General features: G+C 61.1%; 17 protein-coding genes. 14 read left to right on the top strand and 3 right to left on the bottom strand.

Annotated elements, in window-relative coordinates; genetic code table 11:
* The first annotated feature begins 14 nt into the window (after window positions 1-14).
* The 9 genes from rseP to B2246_RS06075 all read left to right on the top strand — a co-directional run bounded on the left by rseP (window position 15) and on the right by B2246_RS06075 (window position 9563).
* On the top strand, window positions 15-1406 hold the full coding sequence (gene rseP, locus B2246_RS06115) for an RIP metalloprotease RseP (RefSeq protein WP_035882024.1): 1392 nt from the start codon (window positions 15-17) through the stop codon (window positions 1404-1406).
* 142 nt (window positions 1407-1548) lie between these two features.
* Window positions 1549-3858: an outer membrane protein assembly factor BamA gene (bamA, locus tag B2246_RS06110; RefSeq protein ID WP_008652050.1), complete on the top strand. Its 2310-nt coding sequence runs from the start codon at window positions 1549-1551 to the stop codon at window positions 3856-3858.
* A gap of 21 nt (window positions 3859-3879) precedes the next feature.
* Entirely contained in the window at window positions 3880-4413 is a 534-nt protein-coding gene (locus tag B2246_RS06105) for an OmpH family outer membrane protein (protein WP_008652051.1), read from the top strand.
* Between the two features lie 52 nt (window positions 4414-4465).
* Entirely contained in the window at window positions 4466-5575 is a 1110-nt protein-coding gene (gene lpxD / locus B2246_RS06100) for a UDP-3-O-(3-hydroxymyristoyl)glucosamine N-acyltransferase (RefSeq protein WP_008652052.1), read from the top strand.
* Window positions 5572-6024, top strand: a complete 453-nt coding sequence (gene fabZ, locus B2246_RS06095; RefSeq protein ID WP_008652053.1) for a 3-hydroxyacyl-ACP dehydratase FabZ — start codon at window positions 5572-5574, stop codon at window positions 6022-6024. Before lpxD ends, fabZ begins: the two co-directional genes overlap by 4 nt.
* 39 nt (window positions 6025-6063) lie before the next feature.
* Window positions 6064-6867 carry an acyl-ACP--UDP-N-acetylglucosamine O-acyltransferase gene (lpxA, locus tag B2246_RS06090; protein WP_008652054.1) on the top strand — a complete coding sequence of 268 codons (804 nt, stop codon included), beginning with the start codon at window positions 6064-6066 and terminating at the stop codon, window positions 6865-6867.
* 12 nt (window positions 6868-6879) lie between these two features.
* Window positions 6880-8085, top strand: a complete 1206-nt coding sequence (gene lpxB, locus B2246_RS06085; protein ID WP_008652055.1) for a lipid-A-disaccharide synthase — start codon at window positions 6880-6882, stop codon at window positions 8083-8085.
* Window positions 8085-8765, top strand: coding sequence for a ribonuclease HII (gene rnhB, locus B2246_RS06080; RefSeq protein ID WP_008652057.1), 681 nt, complete (start codon window positions 8085-8087; stop codon window positions 8763-8765). The genes lpxB and rnhB overlap by 1 nt, the downstream gene beginning before the upstream one ends.
* A gap of 9 nt (window positions 8766-8774) precedes the next feature.
* Window positions 8775-9563, top strand: coding sequence for a TrmH family RNA methyltransferase (locus B2246_RS06075; RefSeq protein ID WP_008652058.1), 789 nt, complete (start codon window positions 8775-8777; stop codon window positions 9561-9563).
* Between the two features lie 33 nt (window positions 9564-9596).
* Here the strand turns inward: B2246_RS06075 and B2246_RS06070 are convergent, their stop codons facing one another.
* Window positions 9597-10127 (bottom strand): hypothetical protein, encoded by a 531-nt coding sequence (locus B2246_RS06070; protein WP_234818982.1) that lies wholly within the window; start codon window positions 10125-10127, stop codon window positions 9597-9599.
* Window positions 10128-10225: 98 nt separating this feature from the next.
* Window positions 10226-11155: a posphoenolpyruvate synthetase regulatory kinase/phosphorylase PpsR gene (ppsR, locus tag B2246_RS06065; RefSeq protein ID WP_008652060.1), complete on the bottom strand. Its 930-nt coding sequence runs from the start codon at window positions 11153-11155 to the stop codon at window positions 10226-10228.
* Between the two features lie 256 nt (window positions 11156-11411).
* Here ppsR and ppsA point away from each other — a divergent pair, with 256 nt between their 5' ends.
* The 3 genes from ppsA to B2246_RS06050 all read left to right on the top strand — a co-directional run bounded on the left by ppsA (window position 11412) and on the right by B2246_RS06050 (window position 15400).
* Window positions 11412-13796, top strand: a complete 2385-nt coding sequence (gene ppsA, locus B2246_RS06060) for a phosphoenolpyruvate synthase (protein WP_008652062.1) — start codon at window positions 11412-11414, stop codon at window positions 13794-13796.
* Window positions 13797-13977: 181 nt separating this feature from the next.
* The gene (locus B2246_RS06055; RefSeq protein ID WP_035882033.1) at window positions 13978-14412 is read left to right on the top strand and encodes an NfeD family protein; all 435 of its coding nucleotides are present in this window, start codon (window positions 13978-13980) and stop codon (window positions 14410-14412) included.
* Between the two features lie 49 nt (window positions 14413-14461).
* Window positions 14462-15400, top strand: a complete 939-nt coding sequence (locus B2246_RS06050; RefSeq protein ID WP_035882034.1) for an SPFH domain-containing protein — start codon at window positions 14462-14464, stop codon at window positions 15398-15400.
* A 92-nt stretch (window positions 15401-15492) separates the two neighbouring features.
* Here B2246_RS06050 and smpB read toward each other — a convergent pair whose 3' ends face one another.
* A complete protein-coding gene (smpB, locus tag B2246_RS06045; RefSeq protein WP_008652065.1) occupies window positions 15493-15945 on the bottom strand; it encodes an SsrA-binding protein SmpB in 453 nt (150 codons plus the stop codon).
* 175 nt (window positions 15946-16120) lie between these two features.
* Here smpB and B2246_RS06040 point away from each other — a divergent pair, with 175 nt between their 5' ends.
* Complete coding sequence (locus B2246_RS06040) at window positions 16121-16570, top strand: type II toxin-antitoxin system RatA family toxin (protein WP_008652066.1); 450 nt, start codon at window positions 16121-16123, stop codon at window positions 16568-16570.
* The gene (locus B2246_RS06035) at window positions 16545-16910 is read left to right on the top strand and encodes an RnfH family protein (protein ID WP_008652067.1); all 366 of its coding nucleotides are present in this window, start codon (window positions 16545-16547) and stop codon (window positions 16908-16910) included. Before B2246_RS06040 ends, B2246_RS06035 begins: the two co-directional genes overlap by 26 nt.
* The last annotated feature ends 150 nt before the right edge of the window (window positions 16911-17060 follow it).

Below are 17060 nucleotides of genomic sequence, written 5' to 3'. Positions count from 1 at the left end.
AAGGGTGATTTGCCATGCAAACCGTAGTTGCGTTCGTCGTCGCCCTCTGTATTCTGATTTTCGTGCACGAGATGGGGCACTACCTTGCCGCCCGCGCTTGCGGCGTCAAGGTGCTGCGCTTCTCGATCGGCTTTGGCCGCCCGTTGGCGCGTTGGGTCGGCAAGGGCCGTGACAAGACTGAGTGGACGCTGGCGGCAATTCCGCTGGGCGGCTACGTCAAGATGCTGGATGAGCGCGAGCGTGACCCGGAGACCGATCCGCCGATCGATCCCGCGGAATTGCCCCGTGCGTTCAATCGCCAGCCGGTAGGCAAGCGCTTTGTCATCGTGGCCGCCGGGCCGCTGGCGAATTTTTTGCTGGCCGTCGTGCTGTACGTGGTGCTGTTCGCGGGTGGGATGCGCGAGCCGGTGCCAGTGGTGGCCGCGCCGGCCGCTGGGACGCTGGCCGCGCAGGCTGGCGTGCGGGACGGGGATCGCGTGCTGTCGCTGACCGCAAGCGACCATACGGAAGCCGTACGCTCCTGGAATGATCTGCGCATGGCCGTGTTTTCGCAGGGCTTCGGGGATGCGCGGGCGGTACTGCGGGTGCGTGGCACCGATGGGGCGGAGCGCGATGTTACCTTGGCGCGCCTTCCGAATACTGGCGGAAATCCGGAGCAGGATCCGCTGGCCGTTCTGGGTCTGGCCCTCAAGGGCGGCCCGGTGACCATTACCGAGATCGTCCCTGATTCCGCGGCGCAGCGTGCCGGGCTCAAGGCTGGCGACAGGGTAGTGGCATGGGATGGGCAGCCCCTCACACAGGCCAGCGCGCTAATTCGTGGTGTCCGTGCCCGTCCCGGGCAGGAGGTCACGCTAGGTATCGAGCGGGCCGGGGAACGGATGGACGTCAAGGCGAAACTCGACGCCGCGCCAGCGCCCGAAGGCGAGGCCCGTGGCGGGTCTCAGGTCGGCAAGTTGGGCGCCGCGCTCAACCAGGCCGTCCAGACGGAGATCGTCCGGTACCCGCTGGTGCAGGCAGTGGCGCGGGCTGCGGACCAGGTTTGGAATACCAGTGCGCTGTCGTTGAAACTACTCGGCAAAATGCTGGTGGGGCAGGCGTCCCTGCAGAATTTGAGCGGGCCGCTGACCGTGGCTGACTATGCGGGGCGTGCTGCGAACATGGGCTGGCAGCCATTTATCAGCTTTCTGGCATTGGTAAGTGTCAGCCTCGGTGTACTGAATTTGTTACCTATTCCGGTTCTGGATGGTGGGCATTTGCTGTATTATTGCGTGGAATTTTTGACTGGCAGGCCTGTTCCAGACCATTGGCAAGCGATGCTGCAGAAGGTAGGCATCGCGTGCATCTTGCTCCTGACCTCACTCGCTTTGTTCAATGACGTCAGCCGACTGTTTCTGGCGCGCGGCTAATTTCGCGTAGCCAGAGCCCAAGTTGGCAGGGGGCGATCGTATCCCAGGGGAAGAACCTCGTCGGGATCGGGCAGCCGTGCCAGCATTGCCAGGCTTGGAGCCAATGCCCTGCATGAAATCGATGAGGAAGAGGGGATCGACTTTGATCAGAAATAAGCGCATCTCGCTGGGTCTACTGACGAGTGCCATTATTGCGGCTTGGAGCCCGGCGGGCTTTGCCGCCGATCCGTTCGTAGTCAAGGATATCCGTGTGGAGGGCCTGCAGCGCGTCGAGCCGGGCACGGTCTTCGGCTACCTGCCGGTTCGCGTTGGCGAAACGTTTACCGACGACAAGGGTGCGGATGCGATTCGCGCGCTCTATAACACCGGTTTTTTCAAGGACGTGCAGATCCGCGCCGAAGACGGCGTGCTGGTCGTCCAGGTCGAGGAGCGTCCGGCGATCTCGCAACTGGAGTTCGTCGGCATCAAGGAATTCGACAAGGACACGCTGCGCCGCTCGCTTCGCGCCGTTGGCGTGGCCGAGGCCCGTTATTACGACAAGGCGCTGATCGACAAGGCAGAGCAGGAGCTCAAGCGCCAGTACGTGGCTCGTGGCTACTATGCCGCCGAGGTGCAGACCACCGTGACGCCAGTTGACCGCAATCGCGTGTCGGTGGTGTTCAACGTTGACGAGGGCCCTGTCGCCAAGATCCGCCAGATCAATATCGTCGGCAACAAGGCATTCAAGGAAAGCACGCTGCGCGATGAAATGCAGCTTTCCACGCCGAACTGGCTCTCCTGGTACACCAAGAACGACCTCTATTCGAAGCAGAAGCTGACGGCTGACCTGGAAGCGCTGCGTTCGTACTATCTCAACCGCGGCTACCTCGAATTCCAGATCGAGTCGACGCAGGTGTCGATCACGCCGGACAAGAAGGACATTTACCTGACGCTGAATATCAGCGAAGGGGACCAATACAAGGTGTCCGACATCCGCCTGGCCGGCGAAACGCTCGGCAAGCAGGAAGAGATGGAGAAACTGCTGCAGCTGAAGAAGGGCGACATCTTCTCGTCCGAAAAGCTGACGGCCAGCACCAAGGCCATTACGGACCTGCTCGGCACGTATGGCTACGCCTTTACGACGATCAACCCGCAGCCGCAGGTGGACAAGGAAAAGCGCGAAGTGGCGCTGACCCTGATGGTCGACCCGGGCCGCCGCGTCTACGTGCGCCGCGTGAATGTGGTGGGTAACAGCAAGACGCGTGACGAAGTGGTGCGTCGCGAGATGCGCCAGATGGAGTCGTCGTGGTTCGATAGCGAAAAGCTCCAGCAGTCGCAGGCGCGTATCAACCGGACGGGCTACTTCACTGACACCAATATCACCACCGAAGACGTGCCGGGCGCGCCCGACCAGGTCGACGTGAACGTGAACGTGACGGAGAAGCCGACCGGCCAGATCAGTCTGGGTCTGGGCTTCTCGTCGACCGACAAGCTCGTGCTGCAGGCAGGTCTGCGCCAGGACAACGTGTTCGGTTCCGGTACCAGCCTGGGCCTGGATGTGAACACGGCCAAGTCGTTCCGTACGATTGCGCTGACGCAATACGATCCGTACTTTACGGTCGACGGCATTAGCCGATCGACAGACATCTACTACCGTACGTCGCGCCCGTTGTACTACACCGGTGATCAGGACTACAAGATCGTCTCGGCTGGCGGTGGCTTCAAGTTCGGCGTGCCGTTCTCGGAGAACGACACGGTGTTCTTCGGCATCGGCTACGAGCGGACCCAGGTCTACACCTCGCCCAACACGCCGAACCAGTACACGGCCTGGCTGCAGAAGATCGGCAAGGCCAGCGGTGATCCGATCAACAACTTCCCGTTCACGATCGGTTGGGCACGCGATCGCCGCGACAGCGCGCTGATTCCGACCAAGGGTCCGTACACGCAGGCCAACCTGGAAGTGGGTGTTCCGGGTGGCGACACGCAGTACTATCGCGCAAGCCTGCAGCAACAGTATTTCTACCCGCTGTCGAAGTCCTTCACGCTGGCCTTCAACGGCGAAGTGGCCTATGGTCACGGTTATGGCAATACGCCGTTCCCGGTGTTCAAGTACTTCTACGCCGGCGGTATCGGCTCGGTGCGCGGCTACCAGACCAGCACGCTCGGTCCGAAGGACCAGAACGGCAACCCGGTGGGTGGCGCATCGAAGATGATCGGCAACGTGGAATTCGTGTTCCCGCTCCCGGGCTCGGGTGTTGACCGCACGCTGCGACTGTTCACGTTCTTCGACTTCGGTAACGTTTACCAGGAAGGGGCACCGCTTTCGTTCAGCGATCTGAAATACTCGACTGGTTTCGGTATGTCGTGGCTTTCGCCGATCGGCCCGCTGAAGGTTAGCATGGGCTTCCCGCTGAAGAAGGATGAAACTGACAAGGTTCAACGCTTCCAGTTCCAGATCGGTACTGCGTTCTGATCCCCACAGAGGATTTGTTTGATGAAAATTTACACTCCACTGGTGAAATCCCTGAGCGCGGCCGCGCTGGCCGCTGCGGCCTTGTGCGCGGCGGCCCCGGCGATGGCTCAGGAGGCGCGCATTGCTGCGGTCAACTCGGAACGTATCCTGCGCGATTCGCAGCCGGCGAAGGCTGCGCAGGTCAAGCTCGAGCAGGAATTCTCCAAGCGTGACCGTGAACTGCAGGATATGGCCCAGAAGATCAAGGCCATGGCTGACAAGCTCGACAAGGACACGGCCGTGCTTGCGGACGCGGACCGCCAGCGCCGTCAGCGCGAAGTGGCCGATCTCGATCGCGAATTCCAGCGCAAGCAGCGTGAGTTCCGCGAGGATCTGAACCAGCGCCGTAACGAGGAACTGGCACAGGTGCTGGAGCGTGCCAACCGCGTGATTCGTCAAATCGCCGAGCAGCGCAAGTATGATCTGATCGTTCAGGAAGCCGTCTACGTGAATCCGCGCATCGACATCACCGATGACGTGATGAAGGCGCTGAACGCCGGCAGCACGGGCAAGTAAGCGACGACGCCAAAGCGTCGTCTGCCGTTTCGATTCTCAAGGAAGTACTGCCATGAAGACACCCACACTGGGTCAGCTCGCCACCGAGAACGGCGCGCAGGTTGTGGGTGATCCCGACCTGGCCGTAGTCGGCCTGGCGCCGCTAGACCAGGCTGGTCCCGGCGACCTGTCTTTCCTCTCCAATCCGCTGTATTTGCCACAGGCGCTCGCCTCGGCCGCAGGCGCCGTCATCGTGTCACCGGCAGACCTTGAGCGCATTCGTGCGGAAGGGCAAGCCGAACGGCGCAATTGGCTGGTGGCACGCAATCCCTACGTCTGCTTTGCCCGTGTTGCGCAGCGCTTCGACCGCGCCGCTAATGCCGATTCACGGACTGGGATCGATCCCCGTGCCAGCGTGGCGCCCGATGCGGTGGTCCCGGCATCGTGTTTTATCGGCCCCAACGTGGTGATCGAGTCCGGTGCCCGGCTCGGCGAGCGTGTTCGGATCCTCGCAAATGCCTTTATCGGCGCAAGCGCGGAGATCGGCGAAGATACGCTCATCTACGCCAATGTTTCTGTATATCATCGTTGCGTGATTGGCGCGCGCAACATCCTGCATAGCGGGGCGGTGATCGGCGCAGATGGCTTTGGTTTTGCGCCGGATATCGGGCCGACGGGTGTCGAGTACGTCAAGATTCCCCAGGTGGGGCGCGCGGTGCTCGGCAACGACGTGGAGATTGGCGCCAATACGGCCGTGGATCGTGGCGCGATGGCTGACACGGTGATCGAGGACGGTTGCAAGATCGACAACCAGGTGCAGATCGCGCATAACGTGCACGTGGGGGCGCACACCGTTATCGCGGGAACGGCTGCGGTTTCGGGCAGCACGAAGATTGGCCGGTTCTGCGTGATCGGCGGCGCGGCCAACTTTTCTGGCCATTTGAATATCGCTGACCGGACCACAGTGTCCGGCGGTACGTCGATTACCAAATCGATTACTAAACCCGGTGGGCATTACACGAGCGTGTTCCCGTTCACGTCGCATGGCGAATGGGAGCGAAACGCGGCAATCGTACGTGGCTTGTCAAAGCTGCGCGAACGTGTCGTGCAACTGGAACGCAGGCTGCGCGGTGAAAACAACGCCCCCGCACAGAACAAACAAGACGAAGAGAAATCATCATGACCGCATCCGAAATCGATATCCGCAAGATCCTGAAGTTGCTGCCGCATCGGTATCCGATCCTGCTGGTCGACCGTGTGCTCGAGTTCGAACCGCAGAAGCGGATCAAGACGCTGAAGAACGTGACGATCAACGAACCGTACTTCATGGGCCACTTCCCGGACCAACCCGTGATGCCGGGCGTCATGATCCTCGAGGCGCTGGCTCAGTCCGCAGGTCTTCTGACGTTTGGCGCCGATATGGAACGCAAGGAAGGTGCGTTGTATTACTTCGTCGGGATCGACGGCGCGCGCTTCAAGCGCGTGGTGTATCCGGGCGATCAGCTTCACCTGAACGTGACCGTGGAGCGCTACATCCGCGGTATCTGGAAGTTCAAGGCCAGCGCGACCGTGGACGGTGAGGTGGCCTGCGAGGCCGAACTGATGTGCACCGTGAAGCAAGCCGAAGGCTGAGCACGGACCCCAAGCAGAACAGACCACAGGACAGCACGTATGACGCAAATCCATCCTACCGCACTAGTCGATCCGAAGGCGGAACTGGCTGACGATGTTACCGTCGGCCCGTTTTCGATCGTCGGCCCGAATGTGCGGATCGGTAGCGGCACGCGGATCGGTTCCCATACCACGGTCGAAGGCCACACCACGATCGGCGCAGGTAACCGCATTGGTCCGTATGCCTCCGTGGGCGGTGTGCCGCAGGATATGAAGTACGCCAACGAGCCGACGCAGCTCGTGATCGGCGATCGCAACACGATTCGCGAATTCACGACGATCCATACGGGCACCGTGCAGGATCGCGGCGTGACCAGTCTCGGTAACGACAACTGGATCATGGCCTACGTGCACATCGCGCACGACTGCTCTGTGGGCAACCACACGGTGTTCTCCAGTAACGCGCAGATCGCCGGCCACGTGGAAGTCGGGGACTGGGCAATTCTGGGCGGCATGAGCGGCGTGCACCAGTACGTCCGCATCGGTGCTCATGCGATGCTTGGCGGTGCTTCGGCATTGGTGCAGGACGTGCCGCCCTTCGTTATCGCGGCCAGCGACAAGAATGGCAACAAGGCGACCCCGCACGGCATCAACGTCGAAGGTCTGCGTCGTCGCGGATTCGATGCCGGGCAGATCGCGGCGCTGCGTCAGGCGTACAAGTTGTTGTACAAGTCTGATCTGAGTTTCGACGATGCGCGGGCGGAAATCACGGCGATGCTCGGTCAGGTAGACGCCACTACCGCTGTGCCGCTGCAGGCGTTCGTGGAGTTCCTGGCCGCGACCCAGCGCGGTATCGTTCGCTGATTCCGGCGCGACATGGTCGACACCGTGCAGGCCGTGCTTCCCGCCGATGCGGGTGCTAATGGGAACAAGCGAGGTAGTATCGCCATGGTTGCCGGTGAGGCATCTGGCGACTTGCTTGCTTCGCTGCTGCTGGAAGGCCTGCGTGCGAGGCTTGGCGAATCGGTGGATTACGCCGGTATCGGTGGCCATCGCATGATGGCGCAGGGATTTGTCTCGCATTGGCCGATGGAAACGCTATCGGTCAATGGCTATGTCGAGGTACTGGGCTCGCTACGCGAAATTCTGGCCACGCGGCGTGAGATTCGCGAGCAATTGCTGGCGCGACCGCCGCTATGCTTTATCGGCGTCGACGCTCCCGATTTCAACTTCGGTCTGGAAGTGCCGCTGCGCCGCGCGGGCATTCCGGTTGTCCATTTTGTCAGCCCGTCGATCTGGGCCTGGCGTGGAGGCCGCATCCGCACGATAGCGCGGGCCGTAGACCATATCCTCTGCCTGTTCCCGTTCGAGCCCGAGATCTATGCGAAGGCTGGCATTCCGGCAACCTACGTCGGCCATCCGCTAGCTGACGTAATCCCGATGGTGCCCGACGTTGCGGGTGCGAGGGCGAAGCTGGATTTGCCGGAAGGCAAACGAATCGTGGCGGTGTTGCCTGGCAGTCGACAATCAGAGGTGCGCAACCTCGGCGCGACGTTCTTCGCCGCGATGGACCGTATGCACCGCATGGACGGCAACCTCGCTTTCGTGCTGCCTGTTGCCAGCGCACCGCTGCGGGAGATTGTTGCTGGCTTGCACGCGCAGTATCCGGATATCGACCTGACCGTAGTTGACGGCCAATCGCATCTTGCGATGGAGTCCGCCGATGTTGTGCTGCTTGCAAGTGGCACGGCAACGCTCGAGGCCGCGCTGTACAAGAAACCCATGGTGATCTCGTACAAGGTGCCCTGGCTGACGGCGCAGATCATGAAACGGCAGGGTTATCTGCCGTATGTCGGGCTGCCTAATATCCTGTCGGGACGCTTTGTTGTTCCCGAACTGCTACAGGACGATGCGACGCCGGAGGCGTTGGCACGCGAGACGCTGCTGCAACTCAATGACGAGGGCAATATCGCCTTCCTGCGGCAGCATTTCACGACGATGCACGAAACCCTGAAGCGCGACACGGCGAAGCTGGCTGCCGGCGTGGTCGTCGATCTGATGCGCAGCCGTGGAGTGGTCTGATGGCGCGAACGAAAGCTGCGGCTTCTAGCCAGTTGGGCCTGGAACTGACTCAAACCGTTGCCGTGGTGCAGCGCTTGTGTGGGGTCGATGAGGCTGGGCGTGGCCCTTTGGCGGGTCCCGTTTACGCTGCGGCTGTGGTGTTGAATCCCGCGCGGCAAATCCGCGGTTTGGCCGATTCGAAGATCCTCAGTGCGGAAAAGCGCGAGGCACTGTTCGATCGCATCTGCGAACACGCGCTGGGATGGCATATCGCATCCGCGTCGGTTGAGGAGATCGATTCGATCAATATCCTTCACGCATCGATGCTCGCGATGCAGCGGGCGGTGCAGGGGTTGGCCGCGAGCGGTGTCATCCCCGATCTCGTGCAGGTCGATGGTAATCGTTGTCCGCAGGTGGCGTTCCCGGTCGAGGCTATCGTCAAGGGTGATGCCAAGGTACGGGCAATTTCCGCGGCTTCGATCCTGGCGAAGGTGGCGCGCGATCGTGAACTGTTGAAGCTGCACCAGGAGTACCCTGAGTACGGGTTCGACTCTCACTTTGGCTACCCGACGCCACAGCATTTCACCGCGCTCGAACAATTCGGCGCGACGCCGCATCATCGGCGTTCGTTTGCGCCGGTGCGCAAGGTGCTTGAGCGTGGCATGGTGCGCACCATGTCGTCCGAAGCGCCGCCTTTCTGAGGCAGACCTTTGAAGCATGTCACTTCGCGCGACAACGCGCTGTTCAAACAGTTGAAGGCCCTGACGGGGTCCACGCACCAGCGCCGCAAGGCGGGGCAGTCCGTGCTCGATGGCATCCATCTCGCGCAGGCCTATGTGGCTGCGCTTGGGCAGCCCGCGAGCTGCGTGGTGAGCGAGCGCCATTATGACCACGCTGAGGTGCGCGCGCTGCTCGAGAAGATCGACTCGGACAAGCTGGTTGTATTGGCTGATGCGTTGTTCGAGCAGATCAGCAGTGTGGTCAACGGTGTCGACCTGATGCTGGTGATCGATACGCCGGCCGGCCATCTCCCGGCAAGCATCGATACCGATTGCATCATTCTGGATGGTCTGCAGGATGCGGGCAACGTAGGCTCGATTCTTCGAAGCGCTGCGGCCGCTGGCATTCCACATGCGTTCCTGACCAAAGGTTGCGCATTCGCGTGGTCGGTCAAGACGTTGCGCGCCGGTATGGGCGCGAACTTCCACTTGAATATCGTCGAGCATTGCACGCTTGAAATGCTTGAGAGCCGGCTGGCAGTGCCGTTACTGGCGACGTCATCCCATGCGGACGCGGCGGTGTTCGATACAGATCTGCGTCAGCCGGTTGGCTGGGTGGTTGGCAATGAAGGGGGAGGAGTCAGCCCCGAGTGGATGGCGCATGTTTCCCGTACGGTTGGCATTCCGCAGCCTGGAGGATTGGAGTCGCTGAATGTGGCCGCCGCAACGGCAGTCTGCCTGTTTGAAGCCGTCCGGCAACGCCGCGCTAGCGGCGGTTAGCACGGACGCCAAGTGTCTTGGCGGTGGGCTGAGTTATCTGGCTCGCCAGGCAGCTGGTTGTCCGGTGCCGGCGGGCTGATCTGCATTCTGGGACACCAACTGACGTAGCAGATCCGCTACGGTGTCGAGTTTCTGGTCGAGCCTGGTTTCGAGGCGCTCCAGTTTCGAATCGAATCTTGTCTCGAGGTGCTCGAGCTTCAAGTCAAACCTCGACTCGAGGCTCTCGAAACGATCGTCAATCCGCTTGAACCGCTCGTCGAATTTGTCGAGGCGCTGCTCGACCCGATTGAATCGCTGCTCCGTGGCAGCCTGATGGGAGTCCAGCCGAGTATTGATTGCCCTGACTTCGGCTGAAACGGTCTTGATGTCCGCAGCGATCAGTGCCCGCGAATGGCTGGACGAATACTCGATGATGGCGAAGATTCCGGCCAACGACAGTGCGACGCCGCTGAAGACCAGGCCCGCAGCCTTCAGGGCGTGAGAAGAGCCCGAATACGCCAGTTCGTTGGGCGCTTTCCGGCCTGCAGCCCGGTTTGGCGGGAGGGGCTGACGATCTGCTGTCATGAAGAACATCTATCCGATGCAGGCATGTTGGAACAGCCTTCATCGTGCCCTTATCGGTGCAGCGCCGATAGGGCGCGATTCTGAAAACGCCACCGCTATTAATAGTTGTCCCGATCGACCTTGATTTCCTGGAGGATCGTCGTGGCAATCTCTTCGATCGACTTGTGTGTCGACGACAGCCACTTGATGCCTTCACGGCGCATCATCGACTCCGCCTCATTGACTTCGTAGCGGCAGTTCTCCACGGCTGCGTACTTGCTGCCCGGACGCCGCTCGTTGCGGATTTCCGTCAGACGTTGCGGATCGATGGAGAGGCCGAAGATCTTCTGCTTGTATGCATACAGCGCCGAGGGCAGGCGGCCTCGCTCGAAATCGTCAGGAATCAGCGGATAGTTCGCCGCCTTGAGGCCGTACTGCATCGCAAGATACAGGCTGGTCGGCGTCTTGCCGCTGCGCGACACGCCAACCAGGATCACATCGGCGTCTTCGAGGTTCTTGTGCGACTGGCCGTCGTCGTGCGCCAGCGAGAAGTTGATCGCCTCGATACGGTTCTTATAAGCCTCGGTGTCCGCATTTTGGTGGAAACGGCCGATGGCATGGGTGGATTTCAGGCCCAGTTCCTTCTCGAGTGGCTCGATGAAGGTCTGGAACATGTCGAGGATCATCGCCTTGGCCCGGCGAATCGCCTTGTTGGATTCGGCGTTGACCAGCGTGGTGAACACGATCGGCGGAACGCCCTCGTTATAGAACGCCTCGTTGATCTTGCCGACGGCCACATGTGCCTTTTCGGGCGTATCGACAAACGGCATACGCACTTTGCGGAACCGCATCTCGAACTGGGCCAGGATCGAATGGCTGAATGTTTCGGCTGTGATGCCGGTGCCATCCGACACGATAAAGACCGTGCGCACGGCAGGGCGATTCGTGGCGGGGACCTCAGCGGACTGAGCGGTGGCGTCGGTCGCGCCAGAGGCGGCCGTGGGCTGCGCCAGCGGTTGTGTGCCTTCAGGCGTTTCGGGCAGGGACATGTCTGAACAATTATTTGAAGCCGCGGCTACGCGAAAGTGCGATGCGGCACGGTAGAATAGCGGCGATCTTTTGGCTAAGCAATTCCGCCAATGCCGGCCAGGCAACGATTTGAGGCCGGATTGTCGACAATGTGCACTGCAGCATCAGTGCCGCCGATAGCACACGGAATTGCTCAGCCAAGCGATCCGCCGGGAACAGAACGCCAACAATATGCCGGTCGGTGCAAAAGATTTCTTACTTTGTTTTGAGGCTTTTATGACCAACCAGGTAGATACCGGCGCCTACGTGCTGCCGTTCGAGCAGCTACGGATGCAGGACGTGGAAGTTGTCGGCGGCAAGAACTCGTCGTTGGGGGAAATGATCTCCCAGCTCGCCGGTGCCGGCGTTCGCGTTCCGGGCGGTTTCGCCACGACCGCGCTCGCATTCCGCGACTTTCTTGCGCACAACAACCTGACCAGCCGCATCTCCGAACGTCTGAAGACGCTCAACGTCGACGACGTCAAGGCCCTGGCGGAAGCCGGCGCCGAGATTCGTGGCTGGGTAGCCGCGGCGCCGTTCCAGCCGCGTCTGGAGGCGGAGATCCGCGAGCATTACGCACGCGTGTCGGCTCGCGAAGGTGCCGAGGCATCGTTCGCAGTGCGTTCCTCGGCCACGGCCGAGGATTTGCCCGATGCATCGTTCGCCGGCCAGCAGGAGTCATACCTCAACGTCAGCGGCATCGACGACGTGCTGGACAAGATCAAGCACGTGTTCGCCTCGCTCTACAACGACCGCGCTATCTCGTACCGCGTGCACAAGGGCTTTGCGCATGACGTGGTGGCGCTCTCCGCCGGCGTCCAGCGCATGGTGCGTTCGGATCTGGCGTCCTCGGGCGTGATGTTCACGATCGATACCGAATCGGGCTTCCCCGATGTGGTCTTCATCACGTCGAGCTACGGCCTGGGCGAAACGGTTGTGCAGGGCGCGGTGAACCCGGACGAGTTCTACGTCTTTAAGCCGATGCTGCAAGCGGGCAAGTACCCGATCATCCGCCGTTCGATCGGTTCGAAGCTGATCAAGATGGAATTCACGAAGCCGGGCGAAGCTGGCCGCGTGAAGACCGTGGACGTGCCGCCTGAGCTGCGCAATCGCTATTCGATCACCGATGACGACGTGGCCGAACTCGCGCGTTACGCAATGATCATCGAGAAGCACTACGGCCGTCCGATGGACATCGAGTGGGGCAAGGACGGCAAGGATGGCAAGATCTACATCCTGCAGGCCCGCCCGGAGACCGTGAAGAGCCAGTCGGCCGGCAAGGCCGAGCAGCGCTTCAAGCTCAAGGGCACGGCGCCGGTGCTGACCAGCGGTCGTGCGATCGGCCAGAAGATCGGTACGGGTCCGGTGCGCGTGATCAACGATCCGTCTGAGATGGAGCGCGTGCAACCTGGTGACGTACTGGTGGCCGACATGACCGACCCGAACTGGGAGCCGGTGATGAAGCGCGCTGCGGCAATCGTGACCAACCGTGGTGGCCGTACCTGCCACGCTGCGATCATCGCGCGTGAACTGGGCGTGCCCGCTGTTGTGGGTTGCGGCGATGCGACCGACTTGCTGAAGGATGGCACGCTGGTGACGGTGTCTTGCGCCGAAGGTGACGAGGGCCGGATTTACGATGGCCTGCTCGAAACCGAAGTGACCGAGGTCCAGCGTGGCGAGATGCCCGAGATCGCGACCAAGATCATGATGAACGTTGGCAATCCCCAGCTTGCGTTCGACTTCGCGCAGATTCCGAACCACGGCGTCGGCCTGGCCCGCCTCGAGTTCATCATCAACAACAACATTGGTGTTCACCCGAAGGCGATCCTCGACTATCCGCAAGTCGATGCCGACCTGAAGAAGGCCGTGGAATCGGTGGCGCGTGGCCACGCCAGCCCGCGTGCGTTCTATGTCGACAAACTGGCGGAAGGCATTGCGACAATCGGTGCCGCGTTCTATCCGAAGCCCGTGATCGTGCGCCTGTCGGACTTCAAGTCGAATGAGTACAAGAAGCTGATCGGCGGTTCGCGCTACGAGCCGGACGAAGAGAACCCGATGCTGGGCTTCCGTGGTGCTTCGCGCTACATCTCCGAGGACTTCGCCGAAGCGTTCGAGATGGAATGCAAGGCCATGAAGCGCGTGCGCGACGAGATGGGCCTGACCAACGTCGAGATCATGGTGCCGTTCGTGCGTACGCTGGGCCAGGCCGAGCGCGTGATCGAACTGCTGGCCAAGCACGGCCTGAAGCGCGGTGAGAACGGTCTGCGCATCATCATGATGTGCGAAGTGCCGTCCAACGCGATCCTGGCCGAGGAGTTCCTGCAGTTCTTCGACGGTTTCTCGATCGGCTCGAACGACCTGACGCAGCTGACGCTGGGTCTCGATCGTGACTCGGGCATGGAACTGCTTGCGAAGGACTTCGACGAGCGTGATCCGGCAGTGCGTTTCATGCTGCAGCGCGCCATTTCGACAGCGCTGCGCCTGAACAAGTATGTTGGCATCTGCGGTCAGGGCCCCTCGGATCATCCGGACTTCGCGGTCTGGCTGGCCAATGAAGGTATCAAGTCGATCTCGCTGAATCCTGATTCAGTGGTCGAAACCTGGCAGCAACTGGCTTCGTGAGGCATTTCGCGTCACAATAGAGAGGATCACGTATAGACGGCGCTTGGCCCTCGGCCAGCGTGCCGCGTGACACCGGCCCTGCGGCAGGTGTTCCATCTGCCCCCGCAGACGCCGTAGGCGTTTGGCGGGGGTTTTTGTTTTTGCGGGTGGGGTGTCTTGTTTCCTCCGGGAAAGGAGCGGGATGACGTCGTACTACCTTTGGTTTGCCGTTGCGGTCGTGCTGGTGATTGCGGAGCTGGCGACGGGGACCTTCTATTTGCTGATGATCGCCCTCGGGGTTGCCGCAGGCGGTGTGGCTGCGCTGCTGGGTGCTGATGAGCCAATACAGACCGTCGCCGCCGCGCTGGTTGCGATCATTGGCATCCTGTTGTTACGCCGCACGCGCTTTGGCAAGCTGAGGCGCCGCGACGCCGCATCCAATCCGGACGTCAATCTCGATATCGGTCAGGAACTCGAAGTGCCCGCCTGGGACGATTCCCGTCGCGCGCGCGTGCCCTACCGCGGCGCGGATTGGACCGTGGAGCTGGCACCGGGCGCCGAGCCGAAACCGGGCCGCTATCGCATTGTCGAAGTGCGTGGAGCCACGTTGATCGTGGCGCGTCACTACACGGCCTGACTTCTTCCGCATTACCCAGTCGTCAATCCTTTCGAAGGGAGTCGTATATATGCTTGCCTATCAGCTAGGTTTGTTTCCGCTGATCCTGCTCATTGCCGCCATCGTGCTGATTGCGAAGTCGGTCAAGATCGTGCCGCAGCAGCACGCGTGGGTACTGGAGCGTCTGGGGCGCTATCACGCCACGCTGACACCAGGCCTCACCGTCGTCGTGCCTTTCATCGATCGAGTGGCCTACAAGCACATCCTCAAGGAAATCCCGCTCGATGTGCCGAGCCAGGTTTGCATTACGAAGGACAACACGCAATTGCAGGTCGATGGTGTGCTGTACTTCCAGGTGACCGACCCGATGAAGGCGTCCTATGGCTCGAGCAATTTCGTGGTGGCCATTACGCAACTGTCACAGACCACGCTGCGCTCGGTGATCGGCAAGCTGGAACTCGATAAAACCTTCGAGGAGCGCGAGTTCATCAACCACAGCGTGGTCAATGCGCTGGATGAGGCCGCGGCAAACTGGGGTGTGAAGGTGTTGCGCTACGAGATCAAGGATCTTACGCCGCCCAAGGAAATTCTCCATGCCATGCAGGCGCAGATCACTGCCGAGCGCGAAAAGCGCGCGCTGATTGCAGCATCGGAAGGCAAGCGGCAGGAGCAGATCAATCTGGCGTCTGGCGCGCGCGAGGCGGCGATTCAGAAGTCAGAGGGTGAAAGGCAGGCGGCTATCAATAAGGCCCAAGGTGAGGCGTCCGCGATTCTGGCCGTGGCCGAGGCAAATGCGCAGGCGATCGAGAAGATCGGTCACGCGATCCGGGGCGAGGGCGGTTCCGAGGCAGTCAGCCTCAAGGTCGCGGAGGAGTATGTGGCGGCGTTTGGCAACCTGGCCAAGCAGGGCAACACATTGATCGTGCCGGGCAACCTTGGCGAGATGAGTTCGATGATCGCGTCCGCGCTGCAGATTGTGAAGGGCCAGAAGACGGAGAAGGCCGTCTGAGTGCCGCATGGGACCAATAGGTAGTAGGTCGGCAGAAACAAAAACGGAGGCTCATGCCTCCGTTTTTGTCTATGGCTTATCTGGCGCTGCCATCATTCCTTCACGCCACCCTTCATGATGCGAGCCTTCTCGCGATCCCAGTCGCGGTTCTTTTCTGTTTCGCGCTTGTCAAACTGCTTCTTGCCCTTGGCCAGCCCGATCTCGCATTTGACGCGGCCGCGCGTGTAGTGCAGATTCAGCGGCACCAACGTATAGCCGCGCTGCTCGACCTTGCCGATCAGCTTTTTGATCTCGTCGGCCTTCAGCAGCAGCTTGCGCGTGCGCACAGGGTCCGGGTTGATGTGGGTGGAGGCGCTTTGCAGCGGGCTGATATGGGCGCCGATCAGGAACATCTCTGCGTCGCGCACCACGACGTAGCCTTCCTTGATCTGCACGCGCCCGGCGCGAATCGCCTTGACCTCCCAGCCTTCGAGCACGATCCCGGCCTCATAGCGCTCTTCGATGAAGTAGTCGAAAAAGGCCTTCTTGTTGTCAGCGATCGTCATGCGGGAAGTGGTTCCTGAAGGTATTTGTCGCGCCGGTCTTGGGCGACAGCGTAAGTCAGCCGGGGTGGGTGCGGCGGCGCCGGACGTGCCGTACGCGCGGCTGTCGGCTAAAATTGCGATTTTAGCAAACGCCCCGGCCCCGGCCCAGCCCGCCGGTGCCCTGTAATCCGAATACATGGCAGACGTCCATAAATCCGTCCTGCTCGGCCACTCGGCCGAACAGATGTACGATCTGGTCACCCGCGTGGAGGACTATCCCAAGTTTCTGCCGTGGTGTGGCGGCGTGGAGGTGTTCGAGCAGACCGATACGCTGCTCGATGCCAAGATCCATATTCATTTCAAAGGGATCAAGCAGTTCTTCCACACGCGTAATGCTCAGGAACGTCCGTCCCGCATTGATATGACGTTCGCCGACGGGCCTTTCAAGGTCTTCAATGGCTCCTGGCGCTTCACGCCGCTGCGTGAGGATGCGTGCAAGATCGAATTTCACCTGCATTACGAGTTCTCCAGCGTCTTTCTGGAGAAGATCATCGGGCCGGTATTCAGCGTGATCGCCAATACCTTTGTTGATGCCTTCGTCAAACGCGCCGAGGTGGTTTATGCCGACAACGCCAACAACGGCTGAGGTGGGCGGTCTGGTGCGCCTGTCCGTTTGCTACGCGCGGCCGGATACCGTGTTCCTGAAGGAGTTGGATGTTCCCGCGGGGACGACGATCATCGGTGCGATCGAGGCCAGTGGCCTGACGCAAGCCTGTTCCGAGGTTGATCCGAGCACGCTGCGCGTTGGTGTCTACGGCAAGCTCAAGACGCTGGATACCCCGGTAAGGCAGGGCGATCGCGTGGAAGTGTATCGTGTGCTGACTGCCGACCCGAAGACCGCGCGGCGCAAGCGGGTTCAGAGGACGCGAGCGTCCGGCACGCGCGAGGGCCAGAAATGGCTGCGTGGAGGCGGGCAGGGCGCCTAAGAGGCACTATCAAAATGATTCTGGCGTCGTTGCGCGGCCTTGCCGTACCACTTGTACTGTCTGCGGCCGCGCGCCTAGCCAGAACCGCTTCGCTTCATTTTGATAGCGCCTCTAAGTGGCTTGTTAAGTGGCGGATGAGTGGCGGATGAG

Origin of the sequence: Cupriavidus sp. UBA2010 (assembly GCF_002335265.1) — a bacterium.
GTDB classification, from domain to species: domain Bacteria; phylum Pseudomonadota; class Gammaproteobacteria; order Burkholderiales; family Burkholderiaceae; genus Cupriavidus; species Cupriavidus metallidurans.
The sequence above is the reverse complement of the archived record's forward strand: the minus strand, read 5'-3'. Positions and strand labels throughout refer to the sequence as shown.

Bases quoted from the DNA above. Each gene is read 5' to 3' on its own strand.
- rseP (WP_035882024.1), top strand. From the start codon at position 15: ATGCAAACCGTAGTTGCGTTCGTCGTCGCCCTCTGTATTCTGATTTTC.
- B2246_RS06105 (WP_008652051.1), top strand. From the start codon at position 3,880: ATGAAAATTTACACTCCACTGGTGAAATCCCTGAGCGCGGCCGCGCTG.
- lpxD (WP_008652052.1), top strand. From the start codon at position 4,466: ATGAAGACACCCACACTGGGTCAGCTCGCCACCGAGAACGGCGCGCAG.
- fabZ (WP_008652053.1), top strand. From the start codon at position 5,572: ATGACCGCATCCGAAATCGATATCCGCAAGATCCTGAAGTTGCTGCCG.
- lpxA (WP_008652054.1), top strand. From the start codon at position 6,064: ATGACGCAAATCCATCCTACCGCACTAGTCGATCCGAAGGCGGAACTG.
- lpxB (WP_008652055.1), top strand. From the start codon at position 6,880: ATGGTCGACACCGTGCAGGCCGTGCTTCCCGCCGATGCGGGTGCTAAT.
- rnhB (WP_008652057.1), top strand. From the start codon at position 8,085: ATGGCGCGAACGAAAGCTGCGGCTTCTAGCCAGTTGGGCCTGGAACTG.
- B2246_RS06070 (WP_234818982.1), bottom strand. From the start codon at position 10,127: ATGACAGCAGATCGTCAGCCCCTCCCGCCAAACCGGGCTGCAGGCCGG.
- ppsR (WP_008652060.1), bottom strand. From the start codon at position 11,155: ATGTCCCTGCCCGAAACGCCTGAAGGCACACAACCGCTGGCGCAGCCC.
- ppsA (WP_008652062.1), top strand. From the start codon at position 11,412: ATGACCAACCAGGTAGATACCGGCGCCTACGTGCTGCCGTTCGAGCAG.
- B2246_RS06055 (WP_035882033.1), top strand. From the start codon at position 13,978: ATGACGTCGTACTACCTTTGGTTTGCCGTTGCGGTCGTGCTGGTGATT.
- B2246_RS06050 (WP_035882034.1), top strand. From the start codon at position 14,462: ATGCTTGCCTATCAGCTAGGTTTGTTTCCGCTGATCCTGCTCATTGCC.
- smpB (WP_008652065.1), bottom strand. From the start codon at position 15,945: ATGACGATCGCTGACAACAAGAAGGCCTTTTTCGACTACTTCATCGAA.
- B2246_RS06040 (WP_008652066.1), top strand. From the start codon at position 16,121: ATGGCAGACGTCCATAAATCCGTCCTGCTCGGCCACTCGGCCGAACAG.
- B2246_RS06035 (WP_008652067.1), top strand. From the start codon at position 16,545: ATGCCGACAACGCCAACAACGGCTGAGGTGGGCGGTCTGGTGCGCCTG.